The organism is Chryseobacterium balustinum (genome assembly GCF_900168205.1).
Classification (GTDB): Bacteria; Bacteroidota; Bacteroidia; order Flavobacteriales; family Weeksellaceae; genus Chryseobacterium; species Chryseobacterium balustinum.
The window spans coordinates 63,857-86,198 of sequence record NZ_FUZE01000011.1 but is presented as its reverse complement, the minus strand read 5'-3'; the positions used below and the strand labels follow the sequence as shown (position 1 = coordinate 86,198).

Genomic DNA, 22,342 nt, shown 5'->3' with positions numbered 1-22,342 from the left:
GTAATTTAAATGTTAAAAAATTATCATGAATATGAGAATTATTAGATCTTAATAACAAAAAAAGACTCCATAAAAAATGGAGCCTTTGAAATATTATTTATAAAGACGATTAAACATCAATCTTAGCATATTTTGCGTTTTTCTCGATAAATTCTCTTCTTGGTGGAACCTCATCACCCATTAACATTGAGAAAACTGAATCCGCTTCAACAGCATTATCAATCGTTACCTGTTTTAGAATTCTGTGTTCAGGATTTAAAGTAGTTTCCCAAAGCTGTTCTGGGTTCATTTCCCCAAGACCTTTATAACGCTGAACTTCTACCCCTTTTCCGTCCGGAGACATTTGTAAAGTTATCTCTTCACGCTCTTTTTCATTATAAGCATATATTTTTTTGTTTCCTCTCTTTAATAAATATAAAGGTGGTTGTGCAATATAAATATACCCATTTTCAATCATTTCTTTCATGAATCTAAAGAAGAAAGTAAGAATCAAAGTAGAAATGTGAGAACCGTCAATATCGGCATCGGTCATGATCACTACTTTATGGTATCTTAACTTCGCCATATTTAAGGCTTTGCTATCTTCTTCAGTTCCTACAGATACACCTAAAGCGGTATAAATATTTTTAATCTCTTCGTTATCGTAAACTTTATGAAGCATTGATTTCTCAACATTCAGAATCTTACCTCTCAACGGAAGAATAGCCTGGAAGTGTCTGTCTCTCCCCTGCTTTGCAGTTCCACCTGCCGAGTCTCCCTCGACTAAGAATAATTCTGATTCTGCAGGATCTTTTGATGAACAGTCAGATAATTTACCTGGTAAACCAGAACCTCCCATCGGAGATTTTCTCTGAACCATTTCACGAGCTTTTTTCGCAGCCTGTCTTGCTTTTGCAGCCAAAACAACTTTCTGAACGATAATTTTTGCTTCGTTTGGATTCTCCTCCAAGAAGTTGGTAAGCATTTCACCTACAATCTTATCAACTGCACCAGAAACTTCAGAGTTTCCTAATTTAGTTTTTGTCTGTCCTTCAAACTGAGGCTCCATTACTTTTACAGAAATTACAGCCGTTAAACCTTCACGGAAGTCATCTCCGGTAATTTCTACTTTTTCTTTTGCAGGAATACCTAAATCATCTGCGTATTTCTTCAATGTTCTCGTCAAAGCACGTCTAAAACCTGCCAAGTGAGTTCCTCCTTCATGAGTATTGATATTATTAACGTAAGAGTGAAGATTTTCGTTAAAAGATGTATTGTAACGCATCGCCACTTCTACAGGAATATCGTCTCTTTCACCTTCCATGAAAATTACATTTTCCATGATTGCTTCACGGTTTCCGTCGATGAATTCTACGAATTCTTTCAAACCACCTTCAGAATGGAAAACTTCAAACGCAAAAGTGCCGTCTTCATTTTCTTCTCTTTCGTCAACAAGTGTAATTGTAATACCTTTATTCAAGAAAGATAGTTCTCTTAATCTTGAAGCCAATGTATCATAATTATACACCAATTCCTGGAAAATAGTTCCGTCTGGTTGGAAGAAAACCTCAGTTCCTCTCTCATCCGTAGTTCCTATTTCAGCAACATCAGCCAAAGCTTTACCTTCAGAATATTTTTGCTGGTATAATTTACCGTCACGGCTAACTGTAGCCACCAACAAGGTAGAAAGTGCATTCACACAAGAAACACCAACCCCGTGAAGACCACCAGAAACTTTGTAAGAATCTTTATCAAATTTTCCACCCGCTCCGATTTTGGTCATTACAACCTCTAAAGCTGATTTTTGTTCTTTTTCGTGGAAATCTACAGGAATCCCTCTACCATTATCTTTTACAGAGATACTCTCTCCTTTATGTATTGTAACTAATATTGTATCGCAATGACCTGCAAGCGCTTCGTCAATAGAGTTGTCTACTACTTCATAAACCAAATGATGAAGACCTCTCACTCCTACATCACCAATGTACATAGATGGTCTTAGTCGAACGTGCTCCATGCCTTCTAATGCCTGGATACTACTAGCTGTATATTGTTTTTGACTCATATAAATTGAATAAATTTGCTTAATGCAAAGACCCACAAATATCGTGATTTTTTTCGACTTATCAAAGTAATTTACATCTTAAAATATCAGAATTTATCCTAAAATTTGAGCGATTCATTCAGGAAAAAAAACAATAAAGTTACAATCCAAATTTGAATTGACTGGAATGTTTTAAATCATATTTAATCTCAGCAATTTATCCTTAACTTTAAACTGAAAAATTAAATTTTATGGATGACTTTATTGCTGCACGCGCCCAAATGGCGCTTTCTTTAGGTTTTCATATCATCTTCGCCTGCGTCGGAATGGTAATGCCTTTCTTGATGGCATTTGCCCATTGGAAATACCTCAAAACCGGAAACGAAATTTACAAAGGTCTTACCAAAGCCTGGAGCAAAGGCGTTGCCATATTATTTGCAACCGGGGCGGTTTCCGGAACAATGCTTTCGTTTGAACTCGGATTGCTCTGGCCGGGATTTATGAAACACGCCGGACCTATTTTCGGAATGCCGTTTTCTCTTGAAGGAACAGCATTTTTTATTGAAGCGATTGCCATTGGATTTTTTCTTTATGGTTGGGATAAATTTAATAAATGGTTTCACTGGTTTTGCGGATTTTTAGTTGGCTTAAGCGGTTTAGCTTCAGGCATTTTAGTGGTTGCAGCAAATGCATGGATGAATTCACCAACCGGATTTGACTATATCAATGGACAATACGTCAATATAGACCCTATAAAAGCAATGTTTAATGACGCTTGGTTTCCACAGGCATTACACATGACGGTTGCCGCTTTTTGTGCGACTGGATTTGCGGTTGCGGGAGTTCATGCTTTTTTAATTATGCGAAAGAAAAATGTAGAATTTCACACTAAGGCATTTAGAATTGCTGCAGCTTTTGCAATGATTGGAGCTTTCGGTACTCCTTTGAGTGGTGATGTTGCTGCAAAATCTGTGGCAGAAAGACAGCCTATAAAATTAGCGGCAATGGAAGCTCATTTTGAAACTGAAAAAGGAGCAGCTTTTGTATTGGGTGGAATTCCCGATGAAGAAAAAGGGGAAATTAAATATGCTATAAAAATTCCAAAAGTTTTAAGCTTTTTGGTGAGTAATGATTTTAATGCCGAAGTAAAGGGATTGAATGATTTTCCAAGAGATGAATGGCCCCCTGTTGCCGTTGTGCATTATGCTTTTCAGATTATGATTTTCTTTGGCGTTGTCATGATTTCCATTGGATCTCTTTATCTTTATGCTTTCTTTTTCAAAAAAGATTGGCTGACAAAAAACTGGCTGTTAAAAACATTTCTTTTTGCTACACCTTTCGGATATATTGCTTTGGAAGCAGGCTGGACAGTCACAGAAGTTGGCAGACAACCATGGATTATTTACGGAATTATGAAAACGGTTGATGCAGTTACACCAATGCCGGGAATTCAGTATTCATTTTATTTTTTCACAGCAATTTTTATTTCATTGTCATTAATTATTATATTTCTTTTGAGAAGACAGATACAAATGGTTCCCAAACTTTACGATCCTACAGACCCTCAGTTTAATTCTAAAAACAAAAAATCATGATCTACGTTGTAATTGGTTTTCTATGGCTCTCCGTATGTCTTTATGTGATTTTGGGTGGCGCAGATTTCGGAGCCGGAATCGTAGAATTGATGACCAAAAAGAAAAACAGAAAGTACACCGAAAAAATAATGTACGAGTCGATTGCTCCTGTTTGGGAAGCCAATCACATGTGGCTCATCATTGCCATTGTTATTTTATTTGTAGGATTTCCTGAAATCTATACCACCCTTTCTACTTATCTCCATATTCCTTTGGTATTGATGCTTGTTGGGATTATTGCGAGAGGAACAGCATTTACGTTTAGACATTATGATGCGGTAGAAGATCGATGGCAGATTATTTATACGCAGATTTTCTATTATGCAAGTTTGTTAACACCTTTTTTCTTGGGTTTAATAGCGGCTGCAACCGTTTCACAATCGATAAACCCTGATGCAAATAACTTTTTAGATTTATATGTTTTCAGCTGGCTTAATTGGTTCGGTGTTGCAGTGGGATTATTCACCGTTTCACTTTGTGCCTATTTAGCGTCTATTTTTTCTTTACGGGAAACCAGCGATAGATTAGAATTAGAATTAATGATTCACAAATCGCATCAAACAATGATTTTTGTAGTTATTACGGGATTATTGGTGTTTTTAGCAGCTTATCTTTCGGATATTCCTTTAACAAAATGGATTTTCTCAAAATATCTTGGGGTTATGTCTATTAGTTTTGCAACCATTGCTTTAGGTTTAATTTTAAGAGCGATGCATAAGAAAAAACTGCTTCCGGTAAGAGCTTTAGCTGGGTTTCAGATCATTATGATTTTAGTGGCTGCAACTTATCAGCACAATCCGGATATTATTTTATTAGGAAACGGGCAGCACCTTTCTTTACTGAAGCATATTGCAGCTCCAAAGACTATTACAGCATTAGGCTGGGCTTTGGTTTTGGGATCGCTTTTTATTCTTCCTTTTTTGTTTTATCTGATGTTTTCGTTTTCAAAAGCATCAAAGAAATAATTGATTTTAAATTTTGATCATTTTAAACCCAGGAAAATCACTACAGTTTTTCCGGCCAGTTTACATCAAGCGTTCTGACAGGAAACGGAATGCTTATTTTGTGCTGATCAAAAGCCTTTTTTATGGAAATAATCGCCTCATGTCCCATTTTCAGATAATCTATCTGCTCTGTAGATTTGCACCACAAACGGACTGTAAAGTTGATCGAACTATCACCGAACTCCTGATAAAAAAGGGTAATTTCTTCTTCAGGAGCAAGACCTTCAATATTTTTTAAAGCATCTAAAGCCACCTGAGCCACTTTTTCAAGGTCTGCATCATAAGAGACACCCACTTTCAGATCAAGACGACGTTTGCCAAGGAGTGAATAATTCTCTACCGGATTCTGAAAGACATCCTTATTCGGAATAATAACCATTTTCCCCTGAAAAGTTTTGATAACGGTATCACGAAGGTTCACCTCCATTACTTTTCCCATATAATTTTTAACCGAAACAATATCACCGATATGCAGAGGTTTACGGAACGAAATAAAAATTCCTGAAATAAAGTTGGCTGCAATATCCTGAAATGCAAAAGCCAAAGCCAACCCAAAAATTCCGGCACCCGCAAGAATTGAGGTCACTGCCTTATCGAGTTTTAAAATACTCAGCGCCGTAAAAAACACGATACCGAGAACAGTGATATAAATAAATGTACTGAAAAGATTGGTTATGGTATGATTAGAGGAAATTTTACCGAAAATTTTTACCGTTATTTTCCTGATCCATTTTGCAATGAAGAACCCAATTATCAAAATAAGTACTGCCAAAAGCAGATTGGGTAAAATTTTTGCAATTTCCCGGAACCAAAGGTCAAGTTTTTCATCGATTAGCTCTATAGCTTTGTTGAGATCAAACATAGATTAAGATTGTGTTTTTATTGACTATTTCAGCCATTTTAAATGTATAAAAAATATTTGAGTTTGAATAATTTTTAACAATCTTAAATTTTAAAGCCTTATTTCTTCAGTAAAACCACTTCTACTCTTCGATTTTTAGTCTTATCTAATTCTGTTTCTTCGGGATATGCGACAGGATTCAAATGACCGAGTCCTTTTGCAATAATTCTGTTAGAATCTGTTCCATTTTTCAACAGAAATTCTTTGATTGCATTGGCTCTGGTAAAAGAAAGATTGAATGTTTTTAAATCTAAATCTTCACCATCAAAATTTTCGTAATCGCAACAGATATGTCCTTGCAATTCGATTTCTAATGTAGGATTTTCTTTCAGAATTTTTAAAAGTTTTACGATTTCAGATTGTCCTTTCGGAAGCCAAACATGACGACCTCCAACAAAATTGACATTCGGAAGCGCAAAAGTATCTTTTACTTTCATCTGAGAAATTTCCGTACTTAAAAAACTAGGCAAAGCATTTCTTGAAATTTTCTCTCCCGGAACAAAAGCTTTTTCAATAAAGATATCGACTCTGCGGTTTTTTCCACGCAGTTCGTCGGTACTGTTGTCATTGATTTGTTTTTCCTCACCCAAACCAACAACATTGATTAATTGGATGTTTTCTGAAATTTTATTCTGAAGATAATTACGAACGGTTTTTGCACGGTTTTCCGAAAGTTTACTATTATATTCATTCGTTCCGGAAGAATCGCAGTTTCCAAAAATTTTGAATTTTAGGCTGGTTTTCAATTGTGCTAAACTATCCAGTTTTTGTTTAGATTCAAGATTTAGTTCGTAAGAATTGTGTACAAAATAAACAGAGGTCATCATTTGCGCATTCAATCCTGTTGAAATTAAAAAGAACAGAACAAAGTATTTCATCGGGTTTGAGTTTTCTTTACAACGGAAAAATACCGTCTTATCGTTTGTAATAAACAAAAAAATTCCTGAAAATAATTTCAGGAATTTAAAAATAATTTTGTTTGATAATTAAGCTTAAGCCAATTTCATCAAAACAACGTCGTCAATCTTCTCTACTTTCACCAAGTTTCCTTTCGTTAAAGTTTTAGAAGCCTTATCCCATTTTTTACCGGATAATTTACTCATCGTTTTCACTTCAGCCAAAGCAATTTGCTCACCAGACTTTAAAATATCAAGAATAATCTCTTCATCTTCTCCCAATTCGATTTGAGGAACCAATTTTTCCGGTCTCATTTGCGGGAAGAATAAAACTTCCTGAATTGACGGATTGTTGGTTAAGAACATAATCAATCTATCCATTCCGATTCCTAAACCAGAAGTTGGTGGCATCCCATATTCTAAAGCTCTCAAGAAATCTTCGTCGATAAATCCGGTTGCTTCATCGTCTCCTTTTTCAGCTAATTTTAATTGCTCTTCGAAACGCTCTCTTTGGTCAATAGGGTCATTTAATTCTGAATAAGCATTTGCGATTTCTTTACCACAAACCATCAATTCAAAACGCTCAGTAAGACCTTCCTGGCTTCTGTGCTTTTTAGTTAAAGGCGACATTTCGATTGGATAATCGGTAATGAAAGTCGGCTGAATGAAGTTTCCTTCACATTTTTCACCAAAAATTTCGTCAATCAATTTTCCTTTCCCCATCGTTTCGTTTACTTCGATTCCGATAGATTTTGCAAAGTCGAATAATTCCTGTTCAGATTTTCCTGTAATATCAAAACCTGTATATTTTTGAATCGCTTCCGTCATAGAAACCCTTGGATAAGGAGCTTTCCAGCTGATTGTATGTTCACCGAAAGTTGATTCTGAATTTCCGTTTACAGAAGTTGCACAGAATTCTAATAATTTCTCTGTGAAATCCATCATCCAGTTGTAGTCTTTATAGGCTACATAAATTTCCATTGCGGTAAATTCTGGGTTGTGGGTTCTGTCCATCCCTTCATTTCTGAAGTTTTTTGAGAATTCATAAACCCCGTCAAACCCACCAACGATTAATCTTTTCAGATATAATTCGTTCGCAATTCTTAAATATAAAGGAATGTCTAAAGCATTGTGGTGTGTAATAAACGGTCTTGCAGCAGCTCCACCAGGAATTGACTGTAAGATTGGCGTTTCAACTTCAAAATAACCTGAATCGTTAAAGAAAGTTCTCATCGCATTGAACAATTTTGTTCTCTTTACGAAAATTTCTTTCACTTGTGGATTCACCGTTAAGTCTACATAACGCTGTCTGTATCTCATTTCAGGGTCGTTGAATGCATCATGCACTACTCCATTTTCATCAGTTTTTGCCTGCGGAAGCGGACGTAATGATTTGGTAAGTAACGTAAAGTTTTTTACCAAAACCGTCATTTCACCAACCTGAGTTGTGAACAATTCTCCTTCGATACCGATAATATCACCGATGTCTAAAAGGTGTTTGTAAACGTCGTTGTATAAAGTTTTATCTTCGCCTGTACAGATTTCGTCTCTGTTGAAATATACCTGAATTTTCCCTGTAGAATCTTGCAATTCAGCAAAAGAAGCCTTCCCCTGAATTCTACGAGACATCAATCTTCCCGCAATCTTCACCTGTTTACTTTCAGAAAAATTCTGTTTTATAGATTCTGTAGTATCTGTAACGTTGTATTCTTCTGCAGGGAATGCATTGATTCCCATTTCAACAAGCTTATTCAGCTTTTCTCTTCTAATGATTTCCTGTTCTGATAATTGCATTGTAATTCAATTTTTTCGAATTGCAAAAATAGTGAATTTTAAGCGTTTATGAAACTGGAATTTTATTTTACCACAAATCTTTAGATTCGGCACTGTCAAAAGTTACAAAAGTTTTATATTGGATTGAATTTGAGCTTGTTTCTCTTTTAAAGCTCACAAAATAAAAACCTTTCTAATCTTGTGAAAAATTATTTTATTATGCCAAAATGCAGCCCGACTTGAGCGGAAATCCTTTTGTGAGGAGAAACGACGAACAAAAGATTGGGAGCCCTTCGACAAGCTCAGGATAAACTACAGGCGGAAATAGCTGCCCGAATAATTAAAATTTTAAAACCAATTTTCCCTTTTTTCTTTTGGAATAAATGTCCACGCTAAGATTCTGCTGATTTTCTGACCTTGCGCCATATCGATTGTTTTCACCTCAACAGCTTTTACTTTGTTTAAAAGTGAAGTCAGCCTAGAAAGGTTTTCTTGTTTTGAAACTAAGCACGTAAACCAAAGAATTTGGGATGAGAATAAAGCACTTTCTTCAATCATTTTTGAGATAAAAGCGAATTCACCACCTTCACACCACAACTCAGATTGTTGTCCTCCGAAATTGAGATTGGTTTTTGGAGTCTTTGATTTTTTAAGAGTTTTTGTCTTCCTGATATTTCCTTTCATCGCAGATTCTTCAGAATCATGGAAAGGCGGATTGCACATGGAGAATGCGAATCTATTTTCTGGAGAAAGAATGTTTTTGAATATAAAATTTGAATCCGGTTGAAATTTCAACTGAATATGGGATGAAAAATCAGGATTTTCATCTAAAATCTTCTGAGCATTTTCCAAAGATTTTAGATTGATATCGGTTCCCAACATTTGCCAACCATAAGATTGATGCGCAATTAAAGGATATACCAAATTGGCTCCGGTTCCAATATCGAGACCTTTTACGGAAATACCTTTTGGAGTTTCTTTAGAATTTTCAACCAATAAATCTGCGAGATAATGAATGTAATCTGCACGTCCAGGAATTGGCGGACAAAGACTCTGGTCAGGAATATCCCAATTTTTAACTGCATAAAAATGCTGTAATAAAGCTTTATTCAACAGTTTTACGGCTTTTGGAATACTGAAATTAATGGTTGGAGTACCGTAAGAATTGATAAAAACATAATGTTTCAATTCAGGCACACAAGAAATCAGCAGTTCAAAATCATAAGAATTTCTGTGCAGATTTCTTGGGTGCAGAGTTGATTTTTCGGCAGTCATTTATTTTTTCTGACTTAAAATATATTCTACCATCTTTTTGGCATCATCTTTAGAAACTTGCGGGTGTGGCTGCATAGGTACACTTCCCCAAACACCGCTTCCGCCTTCAATAATTTTTGAAGCCAAGATTTCGATATCTTTTTCAGAATATTTCTCCGCAATTTCTTTATAAGATGGGCCTATCGTTCTTTCCACAGCATTATGACAAGCCATACAATCAGAACCTTCAATTAAATCTTTTCCCGAAACATTGTTATTTACAGGAGTAGAAATATCTGTAGAATCTGTTGATAAAGCTTGTGAATCTTCTTTTTTAGAACAGGAAACAATAAATAAGCTTATCAATCCTGTCAAAAACAGTTTTTTCATTATTTTGCAGCTGTAGAATCTGTTGCAGGCGCAGGTGTTACAGCCGGAGCCGGTGTAGAATCAGTTTTCTTAGCTGTAGAATCTACAACAGTAGGTGCTGCAGGCTCTTCTAACATAATATTGCTGTCTTGCAAAGATTTGTCAGCTTTTTTTGAACAGCTTACTGCTACTAAACTTCCTAAGAATACGATTGCCAATACTTTTTTCATTGTTTTTCTAATTTGGTCACAAAAATATAAAAATAAAGTTTCAAATACGAGATTTAAAGCTATTTTAAATCATATTTAAACCGATTCCAAGAAACTGAAAATAAATTTTATCTAATTTTTTGTTTTTGATTATAAAAAAATTTCTACATTTGTCCCATGATTATTTCTAACAACAAAAATTGGTGGTGGCACTCAAACTCTTCGTCGGGTCTGATGCTATTGTCGTGTTGTTAAAATTACAACTAGAATTCTATAGAAAAATATACAGAGACTTTGACGATTGCGTTGAAGTCTTTTTTTTGTTCATTACTTAAAAAAAATATAAAATGTTTAAGAATACAATCAATATAAAAACCACCTCAAAAAAAACATTGGGCGACCTGCAAACCCCGATGAATATTTATCTTCAGATAAGAGATAAATTCCGCGACACGATTTTGCTTGAAAGTTCAGATTCAAAAAATATCGACAATAACTTTTCTTTCATTGCTGTAAACGCGATTGCCGGAATTGAAATCAAAAATCTTCATGAATATGAAGTGAAATTCCCCAATGAAAATCCGGAGAAAAAATCTCTGGAAAACATTAAAGTCACCGATTTACTAAACGATTTTTCTAAAGTTTTTGTTTGTGAAAAAACAAACGACAACATAGAAGAAACTGCACAAAGTCTTTTTGGATACACAAGTTTTGAAGCCGTTCCACTTTTTGAAAATATAAGTTTTAAACCTCAAAGCAAAGAAGTTGAAATCCCGATTCTTCGTTACAGACTGTATCAATATGTGATTGCAATTAATCATTTTAATGATGAAATGCATCTTATAGAAAATCAAATCGACGGAGTAAAATCTGAAATGCTGTTGTTACAGGATTTAATTAAAAATAAAAATACCCTTGTTTATCCATTTGAAAAAGACGGTTCCGAAACCTCAAATCTTACTGATGAAGAATATTTGGAGCTCGTAGATAAAGCTCAGAAACACTGCAAAAGAGGTGATGTTTTTCAATTGGTTTTGAGCAGAAGATTTGAGCAGAAATTTAAAGGAGACGAGTTTAATGTATATCGTGCTTTGAGAAATATCAATCCTTCGCCTTATTTATTCTTTTTCGATTACGGAAATTACAAATTATTCGGCTCAAGTCCTGAAAGTCAATTAATTATTAAAAACAATAAAGCCATCATCCATCCTATTGCAGGAACTTTTAAAAGAAGCGGAGATTTTGAAACCGATTTACAATCTGCAGAAGCTTTAAAAAAAGACCCTAAAGAAAATGCCGAACATACAATGTTGGTAGATTTAGCCCGAAACGATTTAGGAAAAAAAGGAAAAAATGTAACTGTAACCAAATTGAAAGAAATTCAGCTTTTCTCTCATGTTATTCACATGGTGAGTGAAGTTACTTCTGAATTGGAAGGAAACACCAACCCTTTTAACATTGTTTCTGATACTTTCCCACAGGGAACTTTAAGCGGAGCGCCAAAATACAAAGCCCTTCAGCTTATTAATGAATACGAGAAAGATTCGCGTGGTTATTACGGCGGTTGCATCGGAATGATTGGCTTAAATGGTGACTGTAATCAGGCCATTATGATTCGAACATTTTTAAGCAAGAACAACACATTATTTTATCAGGCAGGAGCAGGTTTGGTAGCAAAATCAATTCCTCAAAATGAACTGGAAGAAGTTAATAATAAACTAAATGCTTTGAAAAAAGCGGTTGAAAAAGCGGAGAGATTAGTTTAAGACCTTTATGGCGACAAATTCCGTCTTCCGCTCCCACTCTTTTTGTCATTGCGAACAAAGTGAAACAATCTTTAGAATTTTTCAGCAATCGCAATAACAAAAAGGAGTTCCGCTCAAGCCGGGTCGCAATTTTGCCATAACTTGAAAATTGAGGTGAGAAAAAATATCAAAAACAGATAATAATGAGTCCTGAAAGGACGATTTAACATAGAATTGGATAAAATCCAATTAAAAAATATAGAAAAAATGACAAATATAAACCCATCAACCAAAGTCCTCGTATTTGATAACTACGACAGCTTTACCTACAACCTTGTTCAAATGATTGAGCAAATTCTGAATCAAAAAGTTGATGTTTACCGAAATGATGAGATTTCGTTAGAAGAAATTGAGAAGTATGACAAAATCATTCTTTCTCCAGGACCAGGAATTCCCGAAGAAGCAGGAATTTTATTAGATGTAATCAAAAAATATGCACCAACAAAAAGTATTTTAGGAGTTTGTCTTGGTCAACAGGCAATCGCGGAAGCTTTTGGCGGAAGTTTAATCAATCTCACAGAGATTTATCATGGTGTTGCAACGGAAGCAATCCAAATCAGCAAGCATAAAATTTTCAATGATTTACCTCCAACTTTAGAAGTTGGCCGATATCACAGCTGGGCAGTTAATCCTGAAAATTTCCCTGACGAATTGGAAATTACCAGTACAGACAGCAAAGGAATGATTATGAGCTTGAAACATAAAACATTTGATGTTCACGGCGTGCAATACCATCCTGAAAGTATTTTAACACCCGATGGAAAAACCATTATTAGAAATTTTTTAATTGGTTAATAGATTTTAGTTGATAGTTGATAGAAAATTATTCTAAAAACACTTTTAAACTAACAACCAATCACTATCAACCAACAACTCATTCATATTATGAAAGAAATATTAGAATATCTTTTCAATCATCATACTTTGTCAAAATCGCAGGCAAAAGCTATTATGATTGAGATTGCTCAAAATAAATTTAACGCTACTGAAGTCACTTCCTTTATCAGTATTTTTCTAATGCGGAATATTACTTTAGATGAACTGAAAGGTTTTAGAGAAGCACTTCTTCAAATGGCGGTTCCGGTTAATTTGAATACTAACGATAGCATTGACATTGTCGGAACAGGTGGTGACGGAAAAAACACCATCAACATTTCTACTCTGGCAAGTTTTGTTGTTGCAGGAGCCGGACAAAAAGTGACCAAACACGGAAACTACGGTGCATCAACTGTTACGGGTTCATCCAATGTTTTAGAAGCTTTAGGTTATCGGTTCAAAAAAACTTCAGACGAACTTAATCAGGATTTAGAGAAAGCGAATATCTGTTTTCTTCACGCTCCTTATTTTCATCCGGCATTACAGTCTGTAGGTACATTGCGAAAATCTTTAGGGTTGCGTACTTTTTTCAACTTACTCGGTCCGTTAGTAAACCCGGCAAAACCACAGTTTTCTGTGATTGGAGTTTATAATTTGGAGATTGCAAGACTCTATCAATATTTGCTTCAAAAAGAAAATCAGGAATTTGTTTTAGTTCACGGAATGGATGGATACGATGAAATTAGCCTCACTCAAGACAGCAAGATTATCACCAAAAGCGGTGAAAATATTTATTCGGCAGAGGATTTAGGTTTTAAATCGGTTGATTCTGAAAATATAAAAGCAGGAGAAACGATTGAAGAAACTGCACAAATTTTCAAAAATATATTAGATGGAAAAGGTACAGATTCGCAAAACGCTGTGGTTTTAGCAAATGCGGCAGTTGCCCTACATCACACCAATAAATTTGGAACTTATGAGGATTGCTTGACTTTAGCAAAAGAAAGTTTGTTTGAAGGAAAAGCCTTGAATAGTTTACAGTTATTAGTTGATGGTTGATAGTTTTTTTATGCTACAAAAGTCCATCAACTAACAACCATTAACCATCAACCTAACAGAATGAATATTTTAGACAAAATCATAGAAAGAAAAAAACAGGAAATAAAAGATTCAAAATCTAAAACTTCTGTGGCGCAACTTAAAAATTCAGAATTTTTTGGAAGAAAAACTTTTTCCCTGAAAGAAACTTTAGAATCAAAATCAGGAATTATTGCTGAATTTAAAAGACAGTCACCTTCAAAAGGTATTATTAATAATCAAATTTCGACTTTAGAAGTTGCTTCCGATTATGAAAAATTTGGAGCAAGCGGAATTTCTATACTAACTGATAAAGATTTTTTCGGCGGAAGTTTTGATGATATTTTGAGTGTAAGAAATCATATCAATATTCCGATTCTACGAAAAGATTTTATGGTTGATGAATATCAGTTTTATGAAGCGAAATCAATCGGAGCCGATGTTATTTTATTGATTGCAGCTTATCTTTCGCCAACTCAGGTTCAGGAATTTACAGAACTTTCTCATAAATTAGGATTAGAAGTTTTATTGGAAATCCACACCGAAGAAGAACTTCAACACATCAATGCAACTATTGATTTTGTAGGAATTAACAACAGAAATTTAAAAGATTTCAAGGTTGATTTACAACATTCTGTTAATCTAAAAAATCAGCTTCCTGAAAATATTTTATCCATTGCCGAAAGCGGAATTTATAACGAAGATGATTTTAAATATTTAAAAGAAAAAGGATTCAACGGTTTTTTAATGGGCGAATATTTTATGAAAAGTGAAAACCCTGGAAACAAATTCTCTGAATTCGTTTCTAATGTAAAAATATAACAGTTTAGCAATTTAGCAATGATTGAGAACCAACAACCATCAACCAAAAACTATCAACCCAAGCTTAAAGTTTGCGGTTTGACTCAGCTCGATCAAATTCGTGAATTAGTGGCGTTAAAGATTGATTTCCTTGGCTTCATCTTTTATGAAAAATCGCCAAGATATGTTTTGAATCATTTGAATTTAAACTATATTTCCAAGATTAAACACTCAGGAAAAGTTGGAGTTTTTGTCAATGAAAATGCAGATAAAATAATAGAAATTGCTGAAAAATCAGATTTAAATTTTATTCAGCTTCACGGCGATGAAAGTGATAATTTTATTTTGGAATTGAGAAAAAAATTAAAACCTGAAGTTGGAATTATAAAAGTGATACGAATCGGCTCTGACTTTGTCATTCCGACGAAGGAAAAATCTCTTGAAAGATTCTTCACTTCACTTCGCTCCATTCAGAATGACATTGCATATATTCTTTTCGACACTGATTCTAAATCGTTTGGCGGAACTGGAAAATCGTTTGACTGGGATGTTCTTAACGAAATAAAAATCCCTCTTCCTTATTTTTTAAGCGGCGGAATTTCTTTGGAAAACTTCCATAAACTGTCAACCATCAACCATCAACCAACTGTTCTCGATATCAACTCAAAATTTGAAATTGAGCCTGGAATTAAAGATTTATTAAAAATAAAAGAATTCTTATCATTAATAAAATATTAAATATCATATTAATTCGTCAGTTTAAACAATCTTATATTATAAATAAAAATGCCATCTTTTGCTCCGAGAAATGAACCCAGAAAGAAAAAAGAAGAATTAGAATTGAAAAAGTTAATTCTAAAAAATGCTATTTTGAATGGTTTGACTCTTGAAATTATATCTAAAAAAGCTGAGATTTATAAAACAGCAATAGTTTCATACAATAAAGCAATTTTACGTGTAATCAAAGACTATGAATGGAAAAACAAAACGCATAGTTTTAATAAAGAAAAAGCAACTCGAGAGATTGAAATTTGGCAGAATAAAAACGTGGAAACTATAATTTGTGAAATAAAAAAGCAATTATAGAAAAGTATAAAATGGCAGTTTAACAAACATTTTGAGATAAAAAAATGAAAAACCATCAATACAAATCAAAAATAAAATGGACGGGAAACACTGGTGAATCCACAAAAAATTATCGTTCGTATGAAAGAAGCTATATCATATCTGTGGATGGAAAAGCTGAAATCAAAGGTTCTTCAGACCCTGCATTTTTAGGAAATCCTGAACTTCATAATCCTGAAGATTTGTTGTTGGCTTCCGTTTCTTCGTGTCATCTTTTGTGGTATTTGCATTTTTGTTCGGTCAATAAAATTCTGGTGTTAGAATATATAGATTTTGTAGAAGGAATAATGATAGAAAGCGAAAACGGAAGTGGAAAGTTCACAGAGATTATCTTAAAACCCAAAATTTTGGTTGCCGAAAAAGATATGATTGAAAAAGCAATCGAACTTCATCAGAAAGCAAACGAATATTGCTTTATTGCCAACTCATTGAATTTTGAAGTAAAACATCAACCTGAAATCAATTACAAAAATGATTAAGACAAATTATAAAAATCCAGACGAACAAGGATATTATGGAGAATTCGGCGGTGCTTTTATCCCCGAAATGCTGTTTCCGAATGTAGAAGAACTGCAAAAAAACTATCTTGAAATCATAGAATCTGAAGATTTTCAAAATGAATATCAGGATTTGTTGAAAAACTATGTAGGTCGCGCCACTCCGTTATATTTAGCAAAAAATTTAAGTGAAAAATACAAGACTCAGATTTATTTAAAAAGAGAAGACCTCAACCATACCGGAGCGCATAAAATCAACAATGCTTTGGGGCAGGTTTTATTGGCAAAACGTTTGGGAAAACATAGAATTATTGCTGAAACAGGAGCCGGACAACATGGAGTTGCTACTGCTACAGCTTGTGCACTCCTTGGTTTGGAATGTATCGTTTACATGGGCGAAATCGACATTGCAAGACAGGCTCCGAATGTGGCAAGGATGAAAATGCTTGGAGCAACCGTCGTTCCTGCAACTTCAGGTTCAAAAACTTTGAAAGATGCTGTGAATGAAGCGTTAAGAGACTGGATTAACAACTCAACAACAACACATTACGTTATCGGGAGTGTGGTTGGTCCTCATCCGTTTCCTGATTTGGTGGCGAGATTTCAATCTGTGATTTCAAAAGAAATTAAGGAACAGCTTCACGAGCACATTGGTCGTTCAACTCCTGATTATGTCATCGCTTGTGTTGGTGGCGGAAGCAATGCTGCAGGAACTTTCTATCATTTTGTAGAGGAAGAAAATGTGAAAATTATCGCTGCAGAAGCCGGAGGTTTTGGAGTGGATTCAGGGAAATCTGCTGCGACCACTTTTCTGGGAACTTTAGGCGTTTTACACGGAAGTAAAAGTTTGGTTATGCAGACCAAAGACGGACAAGTTATCGAACCACATTCTATTTCTGCAGGTTTAGATTACCCCGGAATCGGGCCTTTTCATGCGCATTTATTTAAAGAAAACCGAGCAGAATTTTTCAGTATTAATGATGATGAAGCTTTGCAATCTGCTTTTGAACTAACCAAATTGGAAGGAATTATCCCCGCTTTGGAAAGCGCTCATGCTTTAGCCGTTTTAGATAAAAAGAAATTCAACGAAAATGATATTGTCGTGATTTGTCTTTCTGGTCGTGGTGACAAGGATATGGAAACTTACTTAAAGAAATTAGACGTTAGTAGTTAGAAATTAGTATTTCAACGCTCTAACATCTAGCTTCTAACTTCTAATCTCTAACTTCTAAAAAAATGAAAAAACTAAACATCTACTTCACAGCAGGAATTCCGCAACTGGAAGATACCGCTGAAATTATAAAATTAATTCAAGATTCCGGAGCTGAAATGATGGAAATCGGGATGCCGTATTCTGACCCTGTTGCCGATGGCCCTGTCATTCAAAAAGCTCATGAACTGGCTTTAAATAATGGAATGACAATTTCAACTTTACTTTGTCAACTGAGATTTATTAAAAACGAGATCAAAATTCCAATTATATTAATGGGATACATCAATCCGGTTTTAAGTTTCGGGTTTGAAAATTTTTGCAAAGAATGTTCTGAAAGTGGAGTTTCAGGTTTAATTATTCCTGATTTACCGCCTGTTGAATTTGAAAAAAATTATAAGCAAATTTTAAAAAAACACAATTTGAATTTTACGTTTTTGGTAACTCCCGAAACGTCAGATGAAAGAATTTTATATTTGGATTCTTTAAGTTCAGGGTTTTTATATGCGGTAAGTTCTTCATCCACAACAGGAAATGAGAATGCTGTTTTAAAAAATGAAGACTACCTTTCCCGACTTGCGTCTCTCCCACTGAAAAATCCTGTAATGATAGGTTTTGGAATCAAATCTAAAGAAGATTTTGAAAATGTTACTCAAAAAGCAGACGGCGGAATCATCGGTACTGCCTTCGTCAACATCTTGCTCAACGATAAAGATTGGAGAATAAAAGCCATAGATTTTATTAATTCAATAAAAAATTAAAAATCACTAAATTTGTTCGTTAACAAAAGGTATGAATACACATCAAAATAAAGTCGTAGAATTTGAAGATTTAGGCGTTAAAGAATATCAACCATCATGGGATTACCAGGAGACGTTGATGAAAAACATTATTGATCTCAAAGTCAAAAATCGCGACTTGCCTGTCGACGAGCAACATACAACCTCCAATCATTTTCTTTTGGTAGAGCATCCGCATGTTTACACTCTTGGTAAAAGCGGTCATGAAGAAAATATGCTTGCCGGAATCGATAAACTGAAGGAGATAGATGCCACCTTCGTAAAAGTAAATCGTGGTGGAGATATTACCTATCACGGTTACGGTCAAATTGTGGGTTATCCGATTTTAGATTTGGAAAATTTCTTTACAGATATTCATAAATATATGAGAAATCTTGAAGAAGTAATTATCAGAACTATTGCCGAATATGGATTGAAAGGAGAGCGTTCTCCCGGAGAAACCGGAGTTTGGCTGGATGTCGGAAAACCTTACGCCAGAAAAATCTGTGCGATGGGTGTAAAAGCTTCGCGTTGGGTTACCCTTCATGGTTTTGCCTTAAACATCAATACCGATATGCGTTATTTTGAATACATCATTCCTTGCGGTATCAAAGACAAGCAGGTCACTTCTCTAAAAAGAGAATTGGAAAGAGAGCTTACTGCCGAAGAAATGGAAGATATTAAAGCAAAAATCAGAAAGCATTTTGCGGATGTTTTTGAGGCGGAATTGGTGATTAAATAATATTGATGATTGTGTAATATTATCATTAAAAATTATAGCGCAAAAAATAAAATGGTTTTGCATTATTAAAGCTGAAGTGAGAACTTCAGCTTTTTTCATTTGGGTTTGAATTAAAATTGTTTGTTGTTAAATTTTTATTTACTTTTAGAAAAATACATTCAAAAACTAAGTATTATTTAAATCAAAATTTAGGAACGAAAATATAAAAACAAGCCATGAATATAGAGATTGAACAAATCAAATTAGCTTATAGCAAGCTTAAAACTTATGTGTATTACGATAATACAGAATTATTTTTAAGGGAAAAACTTGTTGAATTTGAAACAGATACAACTAAAACTGGCTTTAGCCTAAATTGGCAAGTTTCAACACTTTACTCAGATAATGAAAAAAATATTTTTGATATTTTTAGTCAGAATAAAAAAAACATTAATGATAATTTAGAATTTAAATTTAACAAACTATTACAAGAAATAAATAATTTTAATGAAAAGAGTGAATTTTTTGAACACTTATTTAATTCAATAAAAGTAGTTTTTTTTCCAAAAAAGCTAAATAGACAAGATAATGATGAAAACTTTATAACGAATAAAAAACAATCAAGTAATTATGAGTTAGAAAAAATTACGGCTTTTATTGATATGCCTAAAAAAATTACGGCTTTTATTGATATGCCTATAGAACTGCATATAATTTCCGTTCTATGGATAAACGAACATGGGTTCAAATTCGATGCCGAGTTACTTAATGAATGTAAGGGTAATAGATTACTTTTGAACAAAGATAAAACTGGAGTTATAAATAATTCATCATTGTTTAAACCTTACTTTACTCAATATCAAAAATGGAGAGATGAATCAATCATAGCTGCACAAAATTTATTAAATGACGAAAAAAATGCTCTATTTATAAATTTAGATATAAAAGATTACTTCCACTCTTGTCGAATTGATTTAGATAAATATTTTAATATTGAAAATGATACCTCTCATAATATAAATTATATACTTAGAAAAATACATACTACTTATTCAGAATTGATTGCGAACAAATATATGTTTCCGAATGATTTTTCTCATGAGTTAATCTCTAAATCAATCTTACCAATAGGACTATTGACATCATATATTATAGCTAATCATTATTTAAATGATTTTGATAAAATAATAACTAATAAATTTAAACCCGCATACTACGGTAGATACGTTGATGATATATTAATAGTTCTTTCTGAACCAAATATTGAAAATTATTCAAAAGGTATTTATGAAAAATATTCCTTCGACTTTGATGAATACAAAATAAAAATTCTAGAAGAAACTAGTAATAAATCTGATTTCAATTTATCAAAGGTTGATAAATATTTATTGCAGACATTGCATCCTCTCTTTAAAATCATACCTGGTTCTGATAATAAAAACGTTATAAAAATCGATCAATATGACAACTTAATTTGTCAATCTCAAAAAACATTAATGTATTATTTTGATTATCAAGAATCAGATTTAGTAATTGATAAATTAAAACAAGAATTAGATTTTAAGTCAAGTGAATTTAAAGATTTACCTGATGATAATGATGGGCTTGGAGATTTTGATAAGAATGCATATTATTTAAATTATACAGATTCGGATGGAAAAGTACGAACATTAAAAGACTACAAAGAAAACAGATATGGTCTAACAGTTTACTTGACCAATAAAATTCTTGGAGCAACCAAACACAAACAAAGCGTTTCAGATGAAGAGATACATAAATTTTTAAAGCTTTTTAAGGGTGAAAATATAATCGAATTCTACCGATTATGGGAAAAGATATTTACTTATTTACTTGTAAATAACAAACCAGCAGAATATGTAGATTTTTATTTCCGTTGTATAGAAGAGATTCAAAAAATTAATCTTAAATCGCAAATTTTTAAGGATACTAATATCAAAAATATTTATATTATAAATACATTAATTGGTTTTTTAGATATTTCCCATGAATTAGTCATGTCACTAAATCCAAATTTTTTAAAACATAATAAAAAAGTTTTAAAGAACTTTGAATATAGAAGTAATAAATTAGAAGCTGATTATGTAAATTTCTTCTTTAATGAAATAACACGTCCGGATTCTTTTTGGTCAATGCGTTATCGAAAAACTAACATGTTGAGACATCATTATGTATCAATACCTCTACTAAATTATACTAAAGAAAGTTACACTAAATCAATTAATTTATTGAGTTTAAATTTCAATGTAGAGCAATATACTATTGATGATAATTTAATTGTAAACTCTCCACGCCCAATCAAATTTTGGGAATGTACAATTTCCCAATTATTCACCGATTTAAAAACAAGAAGTAAGGACATTAAGAATGAATTTATTAATATTGCTGATTACTATGAGAGTAAACATTTTTTAGATTATGCTTTTGAAAGATTTAAAAAAGCAAATTTAAAACATAAATCTCTGGATACTTTTGAAGATAATATTGATAATTACAAGGATAAGTTTTACAAAATATTAAAACAAAACAATAGCGACGATGTATTGTTGGAAATCCACACTAATTCCGACGACAAAAAACTTCAACCAAAAATAGGAGTTGCAAACACATTTATTAGTGAAAAAAACATTATTGAGGGATTGAGAAATACTCCTAACATATCAAATTCAAGATATCAAAATCTAGTGAGGTTTCTAAAAGAAACTAGGCGAAACAATGCGGACGTAGTCGCATTTCCTGAATTTTTCATACCAATAGAAATCTTTTCTAGCCTTGTAAAATATGCAGAAAAAAATCAAACATTAATAATATCTGGTTTAGAACATATTACTGTAAATAGTTTATCTTTTAATTTTATATCTACAATCCTTCCGGTTGAAATAGACGGATACAAAGACGCAACAATAATATTTCGTTTAAAAAATCATTATGCACCAAGTGAAGAAGAATTAATAAAAGGAAATCATTTTGAAATACCAAAACCGCTTAAAAATAGATACCATATATTAAAATGGAAAAACATATATTTTTCAGTTTTTTACTGTTTTGAATTAGCCAATATAACTCATCGCAGTTTACTTAGAAGTAAAATTGATTTACTATTTGCAATAGAATATAATCAGGATACAAATTATTTTTCAAATTTAGTTGAGTCAATAATACGAGATATTCATTGCTATGTTGTACAAGTTAACTCTAGTCATTTTGGAGACACTAGAATTAGTCAACCAAGCAAATCATATAATATCGATATTGTAAAACTTAAGGGTGGTGAAAATAATGTGACAGTATTAGGCACTATAGAAATAGATAAACTAAGAGAGTTTCAAAGAAAAAAATATAGTTTGACAAGAGTAGACAAAATTTTTAAACCATTACCACCAGATTTTGATAAAACTGAAGTTATTAAAAGAATTAAAAACAAATAGTC

The 22,342-nt window shown here is 33.2% G+C and carries 20 protein-coding genes; 13 read left to right on the top strand and 7 right to left on the bottom strand.

The features are described 5' to 3' along the window. Positions 1-109: 109 nt before the first annotated feature. Positions 110-2,044: a DNA topoisomerase (ATP-hydrolyzing) subunit B gene (gene gyrB, locus B5X64_RS13540; protein WP_079465757.1), complete on the bottom strand. Its 1,935-nt coding sequence runs from the start codon at positions 2,042-2,044 to the stop codon at positions 110-112. 230 nt (positions 2,045-2,274) lie between these two features. On the opposite strand from gyrB, the gene B5X64_RS13535 reads away from it, so the two are divergent. Both B5X64_RS13535 and B5X64_RS13530 read left to right on the top strand, forming a co-directional pair. After that, a complete protein-coding gene (locus tag B5X64_RS13535; RefSeq protein ID WP_079465756.1) occupies positions 2,275-3,618 on the top strand; it encodes a cytochrome ubiquinol oxidase subunit I in 1,344 nt (447 codons plus the stop codon). After that, on the top strand, positions 3,615-4,622 hold the full coding sequence (locus tag B5X64_RS13530) for a cytochrome d ubiquinol oxidase subunit II (RefSeq protein ID WP_079465755.1): 1,008 nt from the start codon (positions 3,615-3,617) through the stop codon (positions 4,620-4,622). Before B5X64_RS13535 ends, B5X64_RS13530 begins: the two co-directional genes overlap by 4 nt. 40 nt (positions 4,623-4,662) lie before the next feature. On the opposite strand, the gene B5X64_RS13525 is transcribed toward B5X64_RS13530, so the two are convergent. The 6 genes from B5X64_RS13525 to B5X64_RS13500 form a co-directional block, all read right to left on the bottom strand. Then, positions 4,663-5,523 (bottom strand): mechanosensitive ion channel family protein, encoded by an 861-nt coding sequence (locus B5X64_RS13525; RefSeq protein ID WP_079465754.1) that lies wholly within the window; start codon positions 5,521-5,523, stop codon positions 4,663-4,665. Between the two features lie 98 nt (positions 5,524-5,621). Then, positions 5,622-6,440 carry an OmpA family protein gene (locus B5X64_RS13520; protein ID WP_079465753.1) on the bottom strand — a complete coding sequence of 273 codons (819 nt, stop codon included), beginning with the start codon at positions 6,438-6,440 and terminating at the stop codon, positions 5,622-5,624. A 114-nt stretch (positions 6,441-6,554) separates the two neighbouring features. Further along, positions 6,555-8,252: a lysine--tRNA ligase gene (gene lysS / locus B5X64_RS13515; RefSeq protein WP_079465752.1), complete on the bottom strand. Its 1,698-nt coding sequence runs from the start codon at positions 8,250-8,252 to the stop codon at positions 6,555-6,557. A 327-nt stretch (positions 8,253-8,579) separates the two neighbouring features. Beyond that, entirely contained in the window at positions 8,580-9,506 is a 927-nt protein-coding gene (gene rlmF, locus B5X64_RS13510; RefSeq protein ID WP_079465751.1) for a 23S rRNA (adenine(1618)-N(6))-methyltransferase RlmF, read from the bottom strand. Next, positions 9,507-9,875 carry a c-type cytochrome gene (locus B5X64_RS13505; RefSeq protein WP_079465750.1) on the bottom strand — a complete coding sequence of 123 codons (369 nt, stop codon included), beginning with the start codon at positions 9,873-9,875 and terminating at the stop codon, positions 9,507-9,509. Beyond that, positions 9,875-10,084 (bottom strand): hypothetical protein, encoded by a 210-nt coding sequence (locus B5X64_RS13500; RefSeq protein ID WP_079465749.1) that lies wholly within the window; start codon positions 10,082-10,084, stop codon positions 9,875-9,877. The genes B5X64_RS13505 and B5X64_RS13500 overlap by 1 nt, the downstream gene beginning before the upstream one ends. A 326-nt stretch (positions 10,085-10,410) precedes the next feature. Here B5X64_RS13500 and B5X64_RS13495 point away from each other — a divergent pair, with 326 nt between their 5' ends. From B5X64_RS13495 to B5X64_RS13445, 11 genes are all read left to right on the top strand, one after another. After that, positions 10,411-11,829 carry an anthranilate synthase component I family protein gene (locus B5X64_RS13495; protein ID WP_079465748.1) on the top strand — a complete coding sequence of 473 codons (1,419 nt, stop codon included), beginning with the start codon at positions 10,411-10,413 and terminating at the stop codon, positions 11,827-11,829. Between the two features lie 246 nt (positions 11,830-12,075). Continuing rightward, a complete protein-coding gene (locus B5X64_RS13490) occupies positions 12,076-12,663 on the top strand; it encodes an anthranilate synthase component II (protein WP_079465799.1) in 588 nt (195 codons plus the stop codon). A 90-nt stretch (positions 12,664-12,753) separates the two neighbouring features. Continuing rightward, on the top strand, positions 12,754-13,743 hold the full coding sequence (gene trpD, locus B5X64_RS13485) for an anthranilate phosphoribosyltransferase (protein WP_079465747.1): 990 nt from the start codon (positions 12,754-12,756) through the stop codon (positions 13,741-13,743). A gap of 60 nt (positions 13,744-13,803) precedes the next feature. Continuing rightward, a complete protein-coding gene (trpC, locus tag B5X64_RS13480; protein ID WP_079465746.1) occupies positions 13,804-14,583 on the top strand; it encodes an indole-3-glycerol phosphate synthase TrpC in 780 nt (259 codons plus the stop codon). Positions 14,584-14,601: 18 nt separating this feature from the next. Then, positions 14,602-15,300, top strand: a complete 699-nt coding sequence (locus B5X64_RS13475) for a phosphoribosylanthranilate isomerase (protein ID WP_079465745.1) — start codon at positions 14,602-14,604, stop codon at positions 15,298-15,300. Positions 15,301-15,348: 48 nt separating this feature from the next. Next, entirely contained in the window at positions 15,349-15,648 is a 300-nt protein-coding gene (locus tag B5X64_RS13470) for a hypothetical protein (protein ID WP_079465744.1), read from the top strand. Positions 15,649-15,692: 44 nt separating this feature from the next. Continuing rightward, the gene (locus B5X64_RS13465; RefSeq protein ID WP_079465743.1) at positions 15,693-16,166 is read left to right on the top strand and encodes an OsmC family protein; all 474 of its coding nucleotides are present in this window, start codon (positions 15,693-15,695) and stop codon (positions 16,164-16,166) included. After that, positions 16,159-17,358 carry a tryptophan synthase subunit beta gene (trpB, locus tag B5X64_RS13460; protein WP_079465742.1) on the top strand — a complete coding sequence of 400 codons (1,200 nt, stop codon included), beginning with the start codon at positions 16,159-16,161 and terminating at the stop codon, positions 17,356-17,358. The genes B5X64_RS13465 and trpB overlap by 8 nt, the downstream gene beginning before the upstream one ends. 62 nt (positions 17,359-17,420) lie before the next feature. Continuing rightward, on the top strand, positions 17,421-18,155 hold the full coding sequence (gene trpA, locus B5X64_RS13455; RefSeq protein ID WP_079465741.1) for a tryptophan synthase subunit alpha: 735 nt from the start codon (positions 17,421-17,423) through the stop codon (positions 18,153-18,155). A 31-nt stretch (positions 18,156-18,186) separates the two neighbouring features. Continuing rightward, on the top strand, positions 18,187-18,915 hold the full coding sequence (gene lipB, locus B5X64_RS13450; RefSeq protein ID WP_079465740.1) for a lipoyl(octanoyl) transferase LipB: 729 nt from the start codon (positions 18,187-18,189) through the stop codon (positions 18,913-18,915). 215 nt (positions 18,916-19,130) lie between these two features. Further along, complete coding sequence (locus B5X64_RS13445) at positions 19,131-22,340, top strand: RNA-directed DNA polymerase (RefSeq protein ID WP_079465739.1); 3,210 nt, start codon at positions 19,131-19,133, stop codon at positions 22,338-22,340. The last annotated feature ends 2 nt before the right edge of the window (positions 22,341-22,342 follow it).